We start from the raw sequence: 16,878 nt of genomic DNA, 5'->3' as shown, positions 1-16,878 counted from the left end.
TTACGTGCTTTAGCACGAGCGATAGCGGCCGCAACGGCGGCTTTCTTCGCATCGCCAGCATCAGCAGATTCATCTTGCGCAGGTTTGTCAGCTTCGCCATTGTCTTGCTGCGCCTTACGTGCTTTAGCACGAGCGATAGCGGCCGCAACGGCATCCTTTTTATCTTCTGATGCGCCCTCGACGTGTTGCGATTTCTCGGCTTTGCGTTCGCGGGCTTGACGTTTACGCTCTTCACGCAGTTTTGCCATTTCGCTGTTGTCTGGCTCAGATTTACCTTGTTGTTGGGCGGCAGCTTGCTTAGCTTTCGCTTTGGCAATGGCAGCGGCAACAGCAGGTTTGACCGCTTGACCTTCTTCAGCGTCAGCAGATTTCTGAGCTTTTACGCGAGCAATGGCCGCCGCAATGGCATCATCTTCGCCGCTGTTTTTCATCTCTTTACGACGATCTTCAGCCGCTTTCTTGAAGCGATTTTCACGTTGAGCTTTGTCTCTTTCAAGACGAGCCTTCTTCTCTTCAAAGCGAATTCTGGCGCGTTCGGCCGCTTCAGATTCTTCTTTGCGAGTACGAATTTCGGCTTTAGCTTGGCGGTAATATTGAACCAGAGGTATTTCACTTGGGCAGACAAAAGCACAAGCACCACATTCAATACAATCCTTAATATTTTGCTCTTCACACTTGTCGTACTCTTCCGCCTTGGCGTGCCAGACCAATTGCTGAGGAAGAAGTGAGGCAGGACAAGCTTCCGCACACTGACCACAACGAATACACGCCATCTCATATTGATTTGGTGAAATTTCTTTGCGCGTTGGTGCCAGAATACAGTTCGATGTCTTAGTGATAGGAACCTGTGCATGAGGCAAGGTAAAGCCCATCATCGGTCCACCCATGATCAAGCGTGGCAGCTTCTTATCAGCTTTGTAGCCAAATTCATCTAACAAAGCCTGAACTGGCGTTCCAATCAAAGCCCAGACGTTTCTAGGCTGCTTGAAGGTATCACCAGTTAACGTCACTACACGCTCAACCAATGCATCACCATCACAAACGGCTCGTTTGATAGCCTGAAGTGAACCTACGTTTTGTACCAAGATACCGATATCTGCTGGGATACCACCATTAGGAACTTCTTTATTGGTCAGAATCTTGATTAACTGTTTCTCACCACCAGAAGGGTATTTGGTCGGAATAACACGGATGACAATATCTTTATCTTCGGCGGCTTGCTGAAGGGCCTCAACCGCTTGAGGTTTATTATCCTCAATCCCGATCACGGTCAGTGTTGGCTTTAGAATATGTTCAACAATTTCAATGCCTTTGATGATTTCATCTGCATGCTCACGCATCAGTACATCATCGGCGGTAATGTAAGGTTCACATTCAGCGGCATTGATGATTAAGATTTCAGTACGAGCAAGTCCAGATTGAATTTTCTTAGCCGTTGGGAAACCTGCGCCACCCATGCCGGAAACACCCGCCTGACGGATCTTTTCAATCAGTTCATCTGGCGTTCGCTGAGCGAAATCAGGCCAAGCCTCGCGTTCGTGCCATTGGTCTGTGAAGTCCGGTTCGATAACGATACAAACTTCGCTTAAACCCGACGGATGCGCGGTGGTTCGTGGTTCAATCGCCACCACAGTACCTGAGGTTGGCGCGTGAACAGGTAACATAAAGCTGGAGTCATACTTGGTGAGTGGCTGCCCTTTGAGAACCTTAGCTCCAACCTCAACTGCAAGGTTGCCCGGCTTACCGATATGCTGTTTGATAGGCAGGATAATTTGTGCCGGAACAGATGCGCGACTCAGCGGCAGCGAGACCGATTGAGCTTTGTTTTCCGCTGGGTGCACACCACCAGGGAAGCTCCAAAGTGCACCTGATTTTATTTTTTCGATTAGTGACAACATGCCAGTCCTTAATTCACACTTTTCTGCGCTGGCGCAGAATCGGTAATATCAACAACAGGAATGGCGTCCATCTGCCACTTCCAGCTCGCTGTAGTCGTTTCTACTGGGATCATTTCAATACAGTCAGTTGGGCACGGTGCGACACAAAGGTCACAGCCAGTGCATTCATCCTTAATGACTGTGTGCAGCGCTTTTGTACCGCCGACAATCGCGTCAACAGGGCACGCCTGAATACACTTAGTACAGCCGATACACATATCTTCATGGATAAAGGCGACGGTTTTTACCGCGTTCTCAAGGTCATGAGCAGAGTCTGTCGCTTCCACCCCCATTAAATCAGCCAGTTTTTCTATTGTCGCTTGGCCGCCTGGAGGACATTTGTTGATGTCATCACCATTGGCGATGGCTTCCGCGTAAGGGCGACAGCCAGGGTAACCACACTGACCACACTGGGTTTGAGGAAGAATGCTATCGATTTGATCGACAATAGGATCGGCTTCTACTTTGAAGCGAATCGAAGCAAAACCAAGCACGGCACCAAATACCGCCGCCAGCACAGCAATGGCTATAATCGCGATTAATATTGAGCTCATTACAACTTCACCAAACCTGTAAAGCCCATGAAGGCAAGCGACATCAGTCCTGCGGTAATCATTGCGATCGAGGCACCTTTGAAAGGCATAGGTACATCGGCCGCTGCAATTCGCTCACGCATAGAGGCAAACAAAATCAGAACCAGTGAGAAACCAACCGCAGCACCAAAGCCGTAAATGATCGATTCAATAAAGTTGTGGTTTTCATTGATGTTTAACAGAGCGACACCTAACACTGCACAGTTGGTGGTGATTAGGGGTAAAAAGATACCAAGCAGGCGATAAAGTGTTGGGCTGGTTTTGTGCACCACCATCTCTGTGAACTGCACAACGACTGCAATAACCAGAATGAAACTCATGGTTCTTAGGTATTGAAGATTGAGCGGATCAAGGATGTAGCTCTCCACGAGATACGCACACACTGACGCTAAGGTTAAAACGAACGTAGTCGCTAACCCCATTCCAATTGCTGTTTCTAGCTTTTTCGACACGCCCATGAATGGACATAAACCCAGAAACTTCACCAGTACAAAGTTGTTGACCAGCACAGTGCCAACCAACAACAAAAGATATTCGGTCATAATTATATAGTGTTGAAATTCCGATCCCGACATTATCCTGCTTTGCTCGTCCAATAACAACCAACGAAAGATAAGGTTTTCTATTGTTGAGTAAAAATTATACGGGATATTGAATCATTTGTGGGTAAATTGCTGGCGTAAAGGCAAAAAATCGAGTTTACAGAGTGATTAGGGGAAGGGGGGCCTCTAAGTCGAAACGTTGGTCGTTTTGTTGACTGACTTCTAGCCCAATAATGTGCACCGCCACACGCTTCGAGTCAACGACATGAATACTGAAATGGTTTTTAGCTAAATCATCGATAATGGCAAAATAAGAATAATCAGACATGGTGTCTCCAGCGCGAATAAGTACCACGTAAGCGTGGCAGATCCTCGGGAGGGGGAGTCCATGTCATTCGTTATATTTATCTTCAATTCCATCTTTCGTTTCGGGCTGAATTGGTTATGATAAATCTCAACTCAGTTGTTAGAAGTACGAGGCTAATGTGTTAGAAGAAAAATGGTTAGATATCGATGGTGACCAGCTTTATTGTTTGTCTACAGAACTCAAAGAGTCTCAAGAAACGCTTGTGTTGATTCACGGTTTAGGAGAATCGCATCTCTGTTTTGCGGATGCGTTCGACTGGCTGCCGAATTACAACCTGATAATGTTTGATCTATGTGGTTACGGTTATTCTCCTGCTTCAGTTACCTCCCACTCTACGGAAACTCAAGCAAAGCGCATATTAAAAGCGCTTGAGCAATTAAAGATTCATGATTGTTTTCTTCTTGGACACTCTTGGGGAGGCGATACGTCTACCTTGGTTTGCAAATATGATACGAAAGGTATTGTACGTGGTTTTATTAATGCCGAAGGTGGGGTACACGAAGAAAATATAATTTTGTCCCAGATTATTGCTGAACAATACGCTGAGTTGAGCAGTGATGAGTTTGTTAGGTGGGTGAAAGGTGCAGGCTTTTCACAACGTTTTTCTATGTCTTGGAGTCACGGAGCGGGTATTAAGTATCTGTCATCTGTTAGGCGTTGTGACCCAGTCACCCTAGGTAATACAGCTAGCGAAATTTATGCTCAGCACGCAACACAAGATATGCGTGGGGTCGTTAGTTGGGGGCAAATTTATGAAAACTTGTCGATACCAAAAGTTTATTTTTGGGGGACACAGAGTCTAAGTGGGTGTGAACGCGCTACAAAATTCATATCTACATTAAATAATGTTTCATTCGAAGGGGCTAATCACTGGGTTCAAAATGAACCAGCTAAGTTTTACGAAGAAGTGGATAAATTTATAACTAACGCTCTCAAAATATAATGATCAGTTTAAGAGGGATTCATTTTATGTACATTAAAGCAACGCATTGAATCGAGAGTACCTAACCTGCGGCTCTTGGTCTACTTTGTGATTGTAAAACACGTTAACACCAAGGAGAGTTCGTTGTGTAAGGGCGAAATAGGTCAGGTTGGAGGTTGATAAGCGTTATACCGCCGTGTGAGGGCGGTATTAGCAATCTAAGCGCAGCACTTCTTGTATTTTTTGCCACTACCACAACTACAAGGGTCGTTTCTGTTTGGTTTTTTTTCAAAAACCGTTGTTTTTGCCTTGTTCAGGAGCGTATCTAGCTCGATCGTATTTTCCTCTTGGTTTTCATCTACAGTGATGTTAGCGACAATCGAATGCTCCTGAGTGATGGTCTCGATTTCTTGTTTGCGTAACTCTGTCGGAACAACGATATTGATCGGTGCTTCTTCAGTACCTGCTTTGATGGCACGATTAACGTTGTAGCCTGACAGTACGTGATTTTGTCGAGTTTCGATTCGACCTTTAAAAAACAGCTTAGACATGCAGATACTCTTTACTTGGTATGTAAGAAATTGAGCAGGGATTATACGTATCGTATTAAAATGATAAAGCTGAAATTGGTGAAAATTTAGTGTCGTAGAAAAGCGGTATAGCAATAAACTTGGCACAGTATCGGAGCTATGCTTGCCAATAGGCGACAAGTTTAAATCTGATATTAAGCGGATTTCATAATACTGGAATCGAGTCAACGAATTTGCCCTTCCAATCTGATTTAGAGGAATTAGATTGCTAGAATTGCCAGCCTTGAGAACAAATGAATGTAACCCCTTGTATTTTTGACGTTATGAAATCCAGTAATTTTACAGTGGCGGTCTCTAGTGTAACGGGAACTCAATTCCTAAACCTATCGCCGCAAACTATTCGTCGCATCAAACTCAGCCTATTATTCGCTGCGCTGGTGTTTGGCGCTCTGGTCACTGTACTGGTGATACAACTAACTAATGCTGCAGACTCTCAATATCAAGCGCAGCAGTTGGCAGATAAAACCCAGCGGCTTGAGCAGCAATTGGTTGCTAAAGAGCAACAATTGAAACAACAGCTTCAAGATGCTGAGTCGCTCAAGAAAGAGCTGGTGTATGTCGAGCAGAAACTGAGTGGAATAGAGAAAGCGATGTCACTGCCGGATGAAGAGTTAGAATTACGTGAGCGCGCGGATCTCGCCGCACTCAGCACCGCTGCTCGTCACCAGATATTGCAATTAATTCCCAGCGGTAAGCCAGTCAAAACTGGTTACCTGTCGTCTAAATTTGGCACGCGTACTCATCCAGTGAAAAAGACGCGTTCTATGCACCGTGGTATAGATTATGCCGTCAACATTGGTACGCCAATTTACGCACCTGCTGATGGTGTTGTTGAGTTGACACGCAAGAGTAATCAGGGCTCAGGTAACTTTCTGCGCATCATTCACTCATTTGGTTTTACGTCATCGTATTCCCACTTAAAAGCTTTCAAAGTGAAGCCTGGAGAATACGTTAAAAAAGGCGACCTGATTGGTTTGTCTGGAAATACTGGCCTGTCGACTGGCTACCATCTCCATTATGAGATCCGTATGGTAGGACGCGCCCTTGACCCACTGCCATTTACTCAATGGGATATGAATAACTTTGCCGCGATTTTTGAATCGAATAAGGACATAGAATGGGATTATTTAGTAAACAAAATAGAGAATCGAATCGCCACCTCACACAGACTGTCATCGCTGACGGAGCCGACATCAGCGGAGAACTCAAACTTACTTGTAATATCCAAATAGATGGCCGAGTCACAGGCAGTATTGAGACAGACCAAACCGTGACTATCAGCGCAACTGGTTCGGTTGAAGGTTCAGTGAAAGCGGATCGTTTGGTCGTTAATGGCCATTTTCGTGGCAAAGTGTACACCAAGAGTGTTGAGATACTGGGTGACGGTCGCCTAGAAGGTGAGGTTTCTGCGGGAGAGTTTACGATTCAAAAAGGCGGTGTATTCCTAGGTAACTCGAAAAACGTTACCGCAGAAGAAGTGGTCACCATTGATTCGGTAAAAAAGATTAACACCAGCCAAGCTAGTAAAGACAAACGCAACGATAACAAAGAAGCTGTCGGCCAGTGTGCTTGATTGCGCCAAAAGCAAAAGTTGTTATGGCGCATACCAATACCCCGCAGCGATAATCATGAGTTCATGATATAGATAACGACAAAACAAATAGGTGATGTACTAAGAGGGATGAGTATGTTGGAAAAGGTAATTTCTTGGTTGGAAATGACACTTTTTACCTTTAACGATCAACCCGTGACACTATGGGCTATTCTGGCGGTACCCACTTGGGTTGTGGTCAGCTTATGGGTCTCTAAGTTACTCATAAAAGGCGTTCGCGTAAAACTAACATCATCGGGTAAGGACCCAAATATAGTGCACTTAATCGAGCGAGTGCTCTTTGTTTTCGCACTTGGTGTTATTTTCCTTACCACGTTATCAATGCTGAACATTCCTATCACCGCATTTGCCTTTCTTTCCGGTGCTATAGCGATTGGATTTGGTTTTGGTGCGCAGAATATCATTAACAACTTTATCAGTGGCTGGATATTGATAGGTGAAAAACCGATTCGTATTGGTGACTTTCTGGAGGTTGAAGGGGCAAAAGGAACAGTGGAACAAATTAACACTCGCTCGACACGAATTCGACGTGTTGATGGGGTTCATATGCTGATTCCTAATAGTAAACTGCTTGAAAATACGGTGATTAACTGGACTCTTAGGGATAAATTGGTAAGAGGTTCAGTCATTGTTGGAGTGGCGTACGGAAGTGATGTTCGGTTAGTTGAGAAGTTAATGCGTGATATTACCATCAACCACCCCAAAGTACTTTCAACCCCTGAAGTTGCGGTTTTTTTCCAGGATTTTGGAGACAACGCATTAGTCTTTGAAACGTTTTTCTGGATTAACTCGCAGGTAGAAGGCGGGGTTCGGGCAGTAACCAGCGATATTCGTTTTGAAATTGACGCTATGTTCAAACAGCACGACATAACAATCGCTTACCCACAACGTGATATACATCTAGATGGTGCCCTCACCATCGTTAGAGAGTCGAAAAAAGCCTAAACGGAGTTGACGCCAAAAGAGTTACCATGCTCTTTTGGCGTTTTTTAATCGTATTGATAGCAATGATCGCTATGGTTAATCCGTAGGCTTTGCCATCGTGCTTTAGGTTGTCTACTTGGTGATAAGCAATAAATCACATGGCGGGTTGGCTATCAAAACATCCACGGTGCTACCAGACCAATAGCGAGACAACGCGGTCCGTTTACACGCCCCCATTGCCAAAATAGAAGCGTCGAGTGAGTTTACCGCATTAGGCAAACCTTCTTCTGGGTTCGCTTCAATCAGTCGTAAAGGAAGCTGATAAAACTTATTGAGATTGAGAAATTCTTGTATCGCTAGCTTTTGGTTGGAGAGAATCTCTTTTGAGTAACGATATAGATAAGGTGCGACATACTGACAATAGACGAGGGTGGTACTGGCGTTGAGTCTAGAGCTAATGTCTATACTGCGGTTGATAATCGCTTTATCAATTTCGGCGTTTTTGTCCCCACGATGAAGTGGGTCAATAGCGGTGGCGAGCTTCAATTTCTGTGACCATTTTTTTTCGGTCAGCAGTAGTATGTCGTTACTTTGACTAGAGAGCTTTCTAAGTATCTGTGGTGCCAGTACGCCTTTGGCGTAATCAATAAGAAACAGATCGTTGTATCCCTGACATTGGTGAGTGAGTTGCTTCTCCCAGTTACTGCCCGAAAGTAGTTCGAAATTTACTTCGAGTGAGGCCAGTTCATACTCTGCTCGAATCTCTTCGATTTGCTCTAAGACAGAATCACACCACTGCATAAAGTAATCATCGTAACGAACAGAACTTTCTTCAGAGTGAAGGAGAAAGTCTAGAAAGGTGTGCTCCTCACTGCGCCTGTAGTCTTCAGCGTAGATACGCAAGGACTTGTTGGATGCCAGAGCAAAAAGAACCGCTTTCTTTAACACCCGACGTGATGGTTTGGCACTGACCTTGGTCAATAGGTAGACTGCATTCATTTCAATATCCATTTGCGATTAAATGCGACAATAAGTCTTTGTATAGAAGGGATTTAATCCTGTAACCAAGCTTAGTCAAGTTTTAATTGGCACACCAATAGAAATATTGGTGACCAGCCGATTGATATCATACTTCACCTAGCCTCATGACCTCGACCAATAGCAAAGCATGTTTTCCGCTAACGATAGGGGAAGATATAGAAACGTTTAATATTGGCTTTGATGTGTAAATCGCGGGAACTAAATTAAAAGCTTACGATCTGATCGACTACATTCATTCAAGTTTGTGGTCTCATGTCGAAACCTCGTTACAAAACAACTAACTGGAAACACTACAACAAAGCCCTAATTAATCGTGGTTCACTCACTTTCTGGATTGATGAAGAAGCTATAAGCGAATGGAAGCAAAGCAAACAGAACAAGCGCGGCAGGCCTCGTCAATTCAGCGACCTAACCATTACTACCGCACTGATGGTAAAACGCGTTTTCTCTCTGTCATTGAGAGCGCTGCAAGGTTTTCTAGACTTCGTATTTAAGCTGGCCAATATCCCGCTTGCTTGCCCACACTACACCTGTATAAGCCGTCGAGCTTAAATACCAGAGGCGTGATACAGCATCTGGCCATCGATGTCGAATTGTAGTGGGTAGCTACCAAACGTCATGTTGGCACGTTTACCGTTATGTAGACGTGTATAGTTGAATAGCCATGTCTTTGTACCGTTTGGTTTTACACGTAGACGAAGACCGTTACAATCGAAGAGTGTGTACTCTTTATTTTGTGGTTTAGCGTTAGAGATTTGTTTATCTGTTAAAGATTTAGTCGTTCTTGCCATGATTGGTACACCGTAAATTGGAACATACGGACAATGTACCTATTTGTGTACCTAAACTTCTAAGCCAGTACGAGTCAGGAAAAGACGTTAAGAGAACGCAATCCCTTGAAATAGCTAGGTTTAGATACAAAAAAAGACGTCCTAGGACGTCTTCCTTCTTGAATTTGGCTCCCCCTGCGGGACTCGAACCTGCGACATACGGATTAACAGTCCGCCGTTCTACCAACTGAACTAAGGGGGAATTGCATTTCGCGCTGCGAATGTTAGCGAGCACCTATTCAGGTGTCAACTATCAAACGGCAAAATAAGTGAATTAAAATGTAGAAAAAAGTCTTTACTTTTCTGTAGCCCTTATCCACCAAGGGCTATATTTACTTATCCACCAAAATTGTGGATAAGTGTGTGTGTTAAATTTGAGTAAGTCAGATTTATGCAAGCTTGATGGAATTGATGCTCAGAGAGTATTGGATCTAATGGCTTACTAAATAAGGATTTTTAGAATTTATTCACTTAGATTACCGACGTGAAAATCTCGGCCGTGATTGTGGATTGAATGCAAAAATGACGAAAAATGTGAATAAGCTGTGAGTATTTATTCGGGATTTTAAGAGGGAGATCTCTAGCAGGGCGAAGAATAATATCAGGATTGAAGTGAATGATCTAGCCATAAGGTACGACTTTAAGCAAAACAGCGATTAATTTTATAATCGGCTCTTGAGTCTGTATATATATACAGACACAATAGAAGCCTTCCCTCAGCCAAGGACAGAGATGCGTCATGAGTAAAGTATTTGATTTAGTGTCTGATTATCAGCCTTCTGGTGATCAGCCGACTGCGATCAGCCAGTTGCTAGATGGGCTAGATGCGGGTTTAGCTCACCAAACTTTGCTGGGTGTGACAGGGTCGGGTAAGACATTTACGTTAGCTAATGTTATTGCGACGGCGCAACGTCCCGCTATTTTACTTGCTCCGAATAAAACGTTGGCCGCCCAGTTGTATGGCGAAATGAAATCCTTTTTCCCTAACAATGCTGTTGAGTTCTTTGTCTCTTACTACGATTATTACCAGCCAGAGGCTTACGTTCCAACGACAGATACGTTTATTGAAAAAGATGCTTCCGTCAATGCTCATATTGAGCAGATGCGTCTCTCAGCAACAAAAGCGCTGTTAGAGCGTAAAGATGCCATTATTGTAGCATCAGTCTCTGCGATCTATGGTTTGGGTGATCCTGAGTCTTATCTAAAGATGATGCTTCACATTCGTCGTGGAGACATGATGGATCAGAGGGATATCCTGCGTCGTTTAGCGGAGCTTCAGTACAGTCGTAATGATGTCGCATTTGAGCGAGGTCAGTTTCGAGTCCGTGGGGAAGTGATTGATATTTTTCCGGCAGAATCGGATCAGGACGCAGTGCGTATCGAGATGTTTGATGACGAGATTGACTGTATCAGTGTCTTCGACCCGCTTACTGGGGCGATCAAGCAACGTGACTTAGCGCGATATACCATCTATCCCAAAACCCACTATGTTACGCCGAGAGATCGAATTCTTGATGCCATCGAAGAGATTAAGGTCGAGCTGGAAGGGCGCAAAAAATATTTACTAGAAAATAATAAATTGCTAGAAGAGCAGCGTATTTCCCAGCGTACCCAGTTTGACATTGAGATGATGAATGAGCTTGGATTTTGCTCAGGTATCGAAAACTATTCCCGTTATCTTAGTGGCCGCAAAGAAGGCGAGCCGCCTCCGACGCTCTTTGACTACTTACCTCACGATGGCCTGCTCATCATTGATGAGTCCCATGTGACTGTGCCGCAAATAGGCGCAATGTTTAAAGGTGATCGCTCTAGAAAAGAAACGCTGGTGGAATTTGGCTTTCGTTTACCTTCCGCACTGGACAACCGCCCACTGAAGTTCGAAGAGTTTGAATCTTTGGCTCCCCAAACTATCTTTGTTTCTGCGACTCCTGGTAACTATGAGCTGGAGAAGTCGGATGGCGAAGTGGCCGATCAGGTAGTGCGTCCAACGGGTTTGCTTGATCCCGAGTTGGAGGTTCGTCCGGTTGCAACTCAGGTTGATGATCTTCTCTCAGAAATTCGTATTCGTTCAGCCAAGGATGAACGAGTACTTGTGACGACGTTAACTAAACGTATGGCTGAGGATCTCACAGAGTACCTCACTGAGCATGATGTAAAGGTTCGCTACCTTCACTCAGATATTGATACTGTAGAACGGGTAGAAATCATTCGTGATTTACGTCTTGGTGAGTTTGATGTGCTTGTCGGTATCAACTTATTGCGAGAAGGTCTTGATATGCCTGAAGTCTCTTTAGTGGCGATTTTAGATGCGGATAAAGAAGGCTTCTTACGCTCCGAGCGCTCACTGATTCAGACCATAGGTCGTGCAGCGCGAAATGTTGCTGGCAAAGCGATTTTGTATGCGGATCGGATCACTAAATCGATGGAAAAGGCGATGGATGAGACCAACCGTCGTCGAGAGAAGCAGCAAGAGTACAACCAGAAAATGGGTATTGAGCCTCAAGCGCTTAAGCGTAATGTCAAAGACATTATGGAACTGGGTGATATTGCTAAGAGCAAGAAGCAGCGAGTGAGCAAAACCGTGCCGTTGTCTAAAGTGGCTGAGTCCTCACAAAGCTACGATGTAATGACACCTCAGCAGCTTGATAAAGAGATCGCGAAGCTTGAAGCACAGATGTATCAACATGCTCAAGATCTGGAGTTTGAACTGGCGGCGGAGAAGCGTGATCAGATAGATCGGTTAAGACAAAAGTTTATTACTAACAGCTAATTGGTTGGTGCAGGACTAAAAAAAATAGCCAATAGAAATCGTTAATCTATTGGCTGTAATTTGTGAATATAAAATTCACTAACAACGTCAGTTGGCTAGGTGACCCGTTAGGGTCATTGAAATTGATAGCATATAGTGTGCCAAAATTTTTGCGGTCATAATGAGCCATATTTCACTCAAATAGGTCATTTTTGGGTATTTGAATTGCAAATTGCAAAGCGCAATGCAATGATTGTACAAGATGCAAACAAACCATGGCTAGGTTATGCAACATAATACTCAAACACAAAAATCAAAATATCTGCTTATGGTAGAGGATACGGCTTCCGTCGCCGCACTCTACCGCTCATATCTTACTCCACTTCAGATCGACATCAACATCGTCGGCACTGGGCGTGATGCTATCGAAAGTCTCAACTTTCGAACCCCTGATTTGATCCTTCTTGACCTACGTTTGCCTGATATGACGGGCATGGATGTACTTCATGCGGTCAAAGAGAAGAACCCAGATGTTCCAGTTATCTTTATGACTGCACACGGTTCAATTGATACTGCGGTTGAAGCAATGCGCCATGGCGCTCAGGATTTTTTGATTAAGCCCTGTGAAGCGGACCGTTTGCGTGTCACCGTGAACAATGCTTTACGTAAAGCGAATAAGTTAAAGAACGAAGGTGACAGTCTTTCAAGCCAAGGTTATCAAGGTTTTATTGGCAGTAGCCAAACCATGCAAGCGGTCTATCGAACCATAGATTCCGCAGCGGCGAGTAAGGCGAGCATCTTTATTACTGGCGAAAGTGGCACCGGTAAAGAAGTGTGTGCAGAAGCGATTCACGCGACAAGCAAACGTGGGGATAAACCTTTTATAGCGATTAACTGTGCTGCAATTCCGAAAGATCTGATTGAAAGTGAGTTGTTTGGTCATGTTAAAGGGGCATTTACTGGTGCTGCGACTGACCGACAAGGTGCGGCTGAGTTGGCAGATGGAGGTACGCTATTCCTCGATGAGTTGTGTGAGATGGATCTAGAGTTGCAAACGAAACTGTTGAGATTCATCCAGACAGGTACCTTCCAAAAGGTCGGATCTTCTAAGATGAAAAGTGTCGATGTACGTTTTGTATGCGCAACGAACCGCGACCCTTGGAAAGAGGTGGAGGAAGGGCGTTTTCGCGAAGACTTGTACTACCGCCTCTACGTTATCCCACTTCATCTACCTCCTTTGAGAGAACGTGGTGATGATATCATTGAGATTGCGTACTCTCTATTGGGCTTTATGTCTAAGGAAGAGGGGAAAGATTTTGTCCGGTTAGCACCGGATGTTGTTGAACGTTTTGCTCGCTACGAATGGCCTGGTAACGTGCGTCAGTTACAGAACGTATTGCGCAACGTTGTAGTGCTCAACAACGGCAGGGAAATATTGTTAGAGATGTTGCCACCACCGTTGAATAAGCCTGCGACCAATGAGATTAGAGTCCCATTAGCGCAAAGCGAAACGGTCTCGGTACAAGATATCTTCCCTCTATGGTTAACCGAGAAAAATGCGATAGAGCAAGCCATTAAAGCGTGTGATGGCAATATTCCCAAAGCCGCTGGTTATTTAGATGTCAGTCCGTCGACTATCTACCGTAAGCTACAGGCTTGGAACGCGAAGGAAGTGCAATAGTGGATATTTTGAACCAAAGTAAGATTGACAGGCTGGCGAGTGAGATTGGCCCTGAAAACGTGCCAGTGTTGCTAGAGATATTTTTGAACGAGCTTGCTATGTATATTGAGACCTTATCTCAACAAGAAGGAGAAGGGCAGCAGGCGTATCTCAAGGAAATCAGCCACGCTTTAAAGAGCAGCGCCGCAAGTTTTGGGGCAGAAGCGTTGTGTGCTTACTCGATTGAACTTGATGCGCGAGGAAAGACGGGCGCGACGCTTGAGCTTGCTGATCACAAAGACAAAATGCTATCTCTGCTCAATCAAACTGAGCAGAGATACCAACAATTACTCACACAGTAAGTACTCTATTGCTTGCTGGAGTTTGCTTCGATCATGGCGCCAATCACGGTTTGGTGATGCTAACGGCGTCGTGACGCAGTTCCACTCTTCAAGTTCTGGATGAGGCTCTTCACCCAGCACTACGTCAATTCGTCGACCTTGGCATGAGCGCTCACACCATTCGAGCTTCTCTTGAAGTGTCATTTTTCCTGCAGGGCCGTGTTCGGCAGAGAGGTTTTCTACGAAGACCAATTTTGCCTTACGGTTATTGGCAATAGCACGACCAATCTCCGGCAGCAGTAATGGCGGCATGATACTGGTCAAAAAGCTACCTGGGCCGAGAATAATAGCATCGGCCTGTTCTAGTGCGATAACACCTTCTTTTGTGGCGGGCACTTCGGGTTCCAAATCCAGCCTGAGAAGTTTATCCGGCATCTCGTCAACACTGGTTTCTCCGGTCACCCAGCGACCGTTCGGTGCCAATGCCTTTAGATCTGAAGGATGTTCCGACATAGGAATGATATTCACATCGACTTTCAGCATATTGCGTATAAGATTTGTGGCGTCTAATGGACGAACGGAAAGGTTGTCAAGTGCCGTTAGCATCAGGTTGCCGAGATTATGGCCATCGAGTTCGCCCGCGCCTTTAAATCGATATTCAAACATCATTGAACTGATGGAAGGATCGGTAATCAACTGGTTGATACAGTTACGTGTATCTCCCCAAGCTATTCCTCCCTGACAATGGCGGATCCGTCCTGTCGAACCACCATTATCTGTGGTTGCAACGATACCCGTGGCGTTGCTGCCAAAATCTTTTAGCGCCGCAAGCATGCGACCAAGGCCATGGCCTCCACCGACTGCGACGACTTTCTTGCTAGCGTAAACTGTCATGCTGAGCTTCTATTTTATTCATAACCAACTACAATTTAGATTATTGCATTAACATCAAATACTCAATAATAGGTAATTTGGGCTCTAAGCATGATTTTTTCGTTTAGAGGGTAGAATCACGTACAATTATTAAGTATTTTAATGTAAAGCTACTACCCAATATAGGGGTAGTTGCCATAACTCCGAGCTCACAAAGCTAAGTTCATACTGAATAAGCGTTTTGAGCCAGTGACGCGTTGTCACAAGGGCATAATTGGAAATGATTATGCCTCCCGTGTTTGGAAAGGTGTTCCGTGGCGCAACAATTCGAAGATAGATTTCATCGCAAGTTTTACTACTTGCGTCTTTCTGTTACAGATGTCTGTAACTTTAAATGCACATACTGCCTGCCTGATGGTTATCAACCTTCCGGGCAAAAAAACTCGTCTTTTCTAGCCTTACCAGAGATTAAGCGTGTCGTACGCGCGTTTGCTGATTGTGGCACGTCAAAAGTTCGTATCACTGGTGGTGAGCCGAGCTTACGCAAAGATTTCACCGACATAATTCATACCATCGCCTCGACTGACGGTATTCAAAAAGTTGCAACTACGACCAATGGCTATCGTATGGAGAAGCAGGTCGCTGAGTGGAAGCAAGCTGGTCTTACTCACGTCAATGTGAGTGTTGATAGCTTAGATCCTCGCATGTTTCATCAGATCACCGGTGAGAACAAGTTCACTCAGGTTATGGCAGGAATTGATCGTGCGTTTGAAGTGGGCTACGAGCAGGTCAAAGTAAATGTTGTGTTGATGAAAGATCTCAATGCTCACGAGTTACCTGCCTTTCTAAACTGGATTAAAGACAGACCGATTCAATTACGTTTTATCGAATTAATGAAAACCGGTGAAATGGATGAATTATTTAAGCGCCACCATGTTTCAGGCGTTGCGATTCGTAATCAACTGATTGCAAATGGTTGGTTACTTAAAGTCCGTGATAAAAACGACGGTCCGGCGCAAGTCTTTGTCCACCCTGATTACCAAGGCGAAATCGGCTTGATTATGCCGTATGAAAAAGACTTCTGTGAAAGCTGTAATCGTTTGCGAGTATCGGCAACGGGTAAGCTTCACTTGTGCCTATTTGGTGATCATGGCATCGAGTTACGCGACTTACTTCAGCAAGATACGCAAGAAACCGAGCTAATTGAACGAATCCAAGCACAGCTGCAAACCAAGTCGGTCAGCCACTTCCTTCACGATGGAAATTCAGGTATGACCCCGCACTTGGCCTCAATTGGCGGCTAATACACGTCAACAAACATATAACGCACTTCAGTGACAGCAGGGTGCGAACATTACTTTGAAAAATAAAGGTGAACAAATGGGTCACGCAGAAAGCAAATTCCAACCAGCAAACATCGCAGTTTTAACCGTTTCGGATACTCGTACTGAAGAAAACGATACGTCAGGCGGCTTCTTAGTTGAAAACGCTAAAGAAGCAGGTCATAACGTGGTTGATAAGCAGATTGTTATCGATGATATGTACAAAATCCGCGCTATCGTTTCACAGTGGATTGCGGATGAAAATGTTCAAGCGATTATGATTACTGGTGGTACAGGCTTTACTTCTCGTGACAGTACGCCAGAAGCACTGAAGCCATTATTCGACAAAGAAGTTGAAGGTTTTGGTGAATTGTTCCGTATGGTTTCATACGAAGAGATTGGCACGTCAACCATTCAATCACGCGCGATCGCCGGTTTTGCTAACCACACGGTTATTTTTGCGATGCCTGGTTCGACAGGCGCTTGCCGCACGGGTTGGACTAAGATCATCAAGCAGCAGCTAGACGCTAGCCACCGTCCTTGTAACTTTATGCCTCACCTATCGGTATAATTTT

Annotated in this window: 16 protein-coding genes, 1 tRNA gene, 2 pseudogenes and 1 riboswitch; of the genes and pseudogenes, 10 read left to right on the top strand and 9 right to left on the bottom strand. The window is 44.7% G+C overall.

Annotated features, from left to right (window positions below; genetic code table 11):
• The 4 genes from rsxC to ACQEXT_RS18350 form a co-directional block, all read right to left on the bottom strand.
• Nucleotides 1-1,898 (bottom strand): electron transport complex subunit RsxC (rsxC, locus tag ACQEXT_RS18365; protein WP_426953138.1); only part of this gene is annotated, 1,898 nt, incomplete at its 3' end.
• 8 nt (nucleotides 1,899-1,906) lie between these two features.
• Nucleotides 1,907-2,491, bottom strand: coding sequence for an electron transport complex subunit RsxB (gene rsxB / locus ACQEXT_RS18360; RefSeq protein WP_138973624.1), 585 nt, complete (start codon nucleotides 2,489-2,491; stop codon nucleotides 1,907-1,909).
• Nucleotides 2,491-3,072, bottom strand: coding sequence for an electron transport complex subunit RsxA (gene rsxA, locus ACQEXT_RS18355; protein ID WP_006878603.1), 582 nt, complete (start codon nucleotides 3,070-3,072; stop codon nucleotides 2,491-2,493). The genes rsxB and rsxA overlap by 1 nt, the downstream gene beginning before the upstream one ends.
• A 157-nt stretch (nucleotides 3,073-3,229) precedes the next feature.
• Entirely contained in the window at nucleotides 3,230-3,400 is a 171-nt protein-coding gene (locus ACQEXT_RS18350) for a hypothetical protein (RefSeq protein ID WP_426953137.1), read from the bottom strand.
• Nucleotides 3,401-3,557: 157 nt separating this feature from the next.
• Between ACQEXT_RS18350 and ACQEXT_RS18345 the strand changes: the two genes are divergently transcribed.
• Nucleotides 3,558-4,382: an alpha/beta fold hydrolase gene (locus tag ACQEXT_RS18345; protein ID WP_426953136.1), complete on the top strand. Its 825-nt coding sequence runs from the start codon at nucleotides 3,558-3,560 to the stop codon at nucleotides 4,380-4,382.
• Between the two features lie 197 nt (nucleotides 4,383-4,579).
• On the opposite strand, the gene ACQEXT_RS18340 is transcribed toward ACQEXT_RS18345, so the two are convergent.
• The gene (locus ACQEXT_RS18340) at nucleotides 4,580-4,912 is read right to left on the bottom strand and encodes a PBPRA1643 family SWIM/SEC-C metal-binding motif protein (protein ID WP_426953135.1); all 333 of its coding nucleotides are present in this window, start codon (nucleotides 4,910-4,912) and stop codon (nucleotides 4,580-4,582) included.
• 272 nt (nucleotides 4,913-5,184) lie between these two features.
• Between ACQEXT_RS18340 and ACQEXT_RS18335 the strand changes: the two genes are divergently transcribed.
• The 3 genes from ACQEXT_RS18335 to ACQEXT_RS18325 all read left to right on the top strand — a co-directional run bounded on the left by ACQEXT_RS18335 (nucleotide 5,185) and on the right by ACQEXT_RS18325 (nucleotide 7,508).
• Nucleotides 5,185-6,183, top strand: a complete 999-nt coding sequence (locus ACQEXT_RS18335) for a M23 family metallopeptidase (protein WP_426953134.1) — start codon at nucleotides 5,185-5,187, stop codon at nucleotides 6,181-6,183.
• The gene (locus tag ACQEXT_RS18330) at nucleotides 6,069-6,524 is read left to right on the top strand and encodes a bactofilin family protein (protein WP_138973620.1); all 456 of its coding nucleotides are present in this window, start codon (nucleotides 6,069-6,071) and stop codon (nucleotides 6,522-6,524) included. The genes ACQEXT_RS18335 and ACQEXT_RS18330 overlap by 115 nt, the downstream gene beginning before the upstream one ends.
• A gap of 114 nt (nucleotides 6,525-6,638) precedes the next feature.
• Entirely contained in the window at nucleotides 6,639-7,508 is an 870-nt protein-coding gene (locus ACQEXT_RS18325) for a mechanosensitive ion channel family protein (protein WP_426953133.1), read from the top strand.
• Between the two features lie 111 nt (nucleotides 7,509-7,619).
• On the opposite strand, the gene ACQEXT_RS18320 is transcribed toward ACQEXT_RS18325, so the two are convergent.
• The gene (locus ACQEXT_RS18320; RefSeq protein WP_426953132.1) at nucleotides 7,620-8,486 is read right to left on the bottom strand and encodes a universal stress protein; all 867 of its coding nucleotides are present in this window, start codon (nucleotides 8,484-8,486) and stop codon (nucleotides 7,620-7,622) included.
• A 294-nt stretch (nucleotides 8,487-8,780) separates the two neighbouring features.
• Between ACQEXT_RS18320 and ACQEXT_RS18315 the strand changes: the two are divergent.
• Nucleotides 8,781-9,115 (top strand): annotated as a pseudogene (locus ACQEXT_RS18315) (transposase); the annotation flags it as partial.
• A gap of 12 nt (nucleotides 9,116-9,127) precedes the next feature.
• Here ACQEXT_RS18315 and ACQEXT_RS18310 read toward each other — a convergent pair.
• Both ACQEXT_RS18310 and ACQEXT_RS18305 read right to left on the bottom strand, forming a co-directional pair.
• Nucleotides 9,128-9,319 (bottom strand): annotated as a pseudogene (locus ACQEXT_RS18310) (Arm DNA-binding domain-containing protein); the annotation flags it as partial.
• 165 nt (nucleotides 9,320-9,484) lie between these two features.
• A tRNA-Asn gene (locus tag ACQEXT_RS18305) sits at nucleotides 9,485-9,560 on the bottom strand.
• Between the two features lie 537 nt (nucleotides 9,561-10,097).
• Between ACQEXT_RS18305 and uvrB the strand changes: the two genes are divergently transcribed.
• The 3 genes from uvrB to luxU all read left to right on the top strand — a co-directional run bounded on the left by uvrB (nucleotide 10,098) and on the right by luxU (nucleotide 14,129).
• Entirely contained in the window at nucleotides 10,098-12,128 is a 2,031-nt protein-coding gene (uvrB, locus tag ACQEXT_RS18300; RefSeq protein ID WP_426953131.1) for an excinuclease ABC subunit UvrB, read from the top strand.
• Nucleotides 12,129-12,393: 265 nt separating this feature from the next.
• A complete protein-coding gene (gene luxO, locus ACQEXT_RS18295) occupies nucleotides 12,394-13,788 on the top strand; it encodes a quorum-sensing sigma-54 dependent transcriptional regulator LuxO (protein WP_331417370.1) in 1,395 nt (464 codons plus the stop codon).
• Entirely contained in the window at nucleotides 13,788-14,129 is a 342-nt protein-coding gene (gene luxU, locus ACQEXT_RS18290) for a quorum-sensing phosphorelay protein LuxU (RefSeq protein WP_331417371.1), read from the top strand. The genes luxO and luxU overlap by 1 nt, the downstream gene beginning before the upstream one ends.
• Here luxU and ACQEXT_RS18285 read toward each other — a convergent pair.
• Nucleotides 14,115-15,002, bottom strand: coding sequence for a YvcK family protein (locus ACQEXT_RS18285; RefSeq protein WP_138973607.1), 888 nt, complete (start codon nucleotides 15,000-15,002; stop codon nucleotides 14,115-14,117). The two genes, luxU and ACQEXT_RS18285, sit on opposite strands and share 15 nt — an antisense overlap.
• Nucleotides 15,003-15,170: 168 nt before the next feature.
• Nucleotides 15,171-15,307, top strand: a riboswitch (molybdenum cofactor riboswitch).
• On the opposite strand from ACQEXT_RS18285, the gene moaA reads away from it, so the two are divergent.
• Both moaA and moaB read left to right on the top strand, forming a co-directional pair.
• Nucleotides 15,296-16,285 carry a GTP 3',8-cyclase MoaA gene (moaA, locus tag ACQEXT_RS18280; RefSeq protein WP_426953130.1) on the top strand — a complete coding sequence of 330 codons (990 nt, stop codon included), beginning with the start codon at nucleotides 15,296-15,298 and terminating at the stop codon, nucleotides 16,283-16,285. Its footprint overlaps the riboswitch before it by 12 nt.
• A 76-nt stretch (nucleotides 16,286-16,361) precedes the next feature.
• Nucleotides 16,362-16,874: a molybdenum cofactor biosynthesis protein B gene (gene moaB, locus ACQEXT_RS18275; protein ID WP_138973605.1), complete on the top strand. Its 513-nt coding sequence runs from the start codon at nucleotides 16,362-16,364 to the stop codon at nucleotides 16,872-16,874.
• Nucleotides 16,875-16,878: the final 4 nt, after the last annotated feature.

It is taken from the genome of Vibrio sp. TRT 29B02, assembly GCF_050113655.1.
Classification (GTDB): Bacteria; Pseudomonadota; Gammaproteobacteria; order Enterobacterales; family Vibrionaceae; genus Vibrio.
This window is presented reverse-complemented; position numbering and strand designations above follow the sequence as displayed.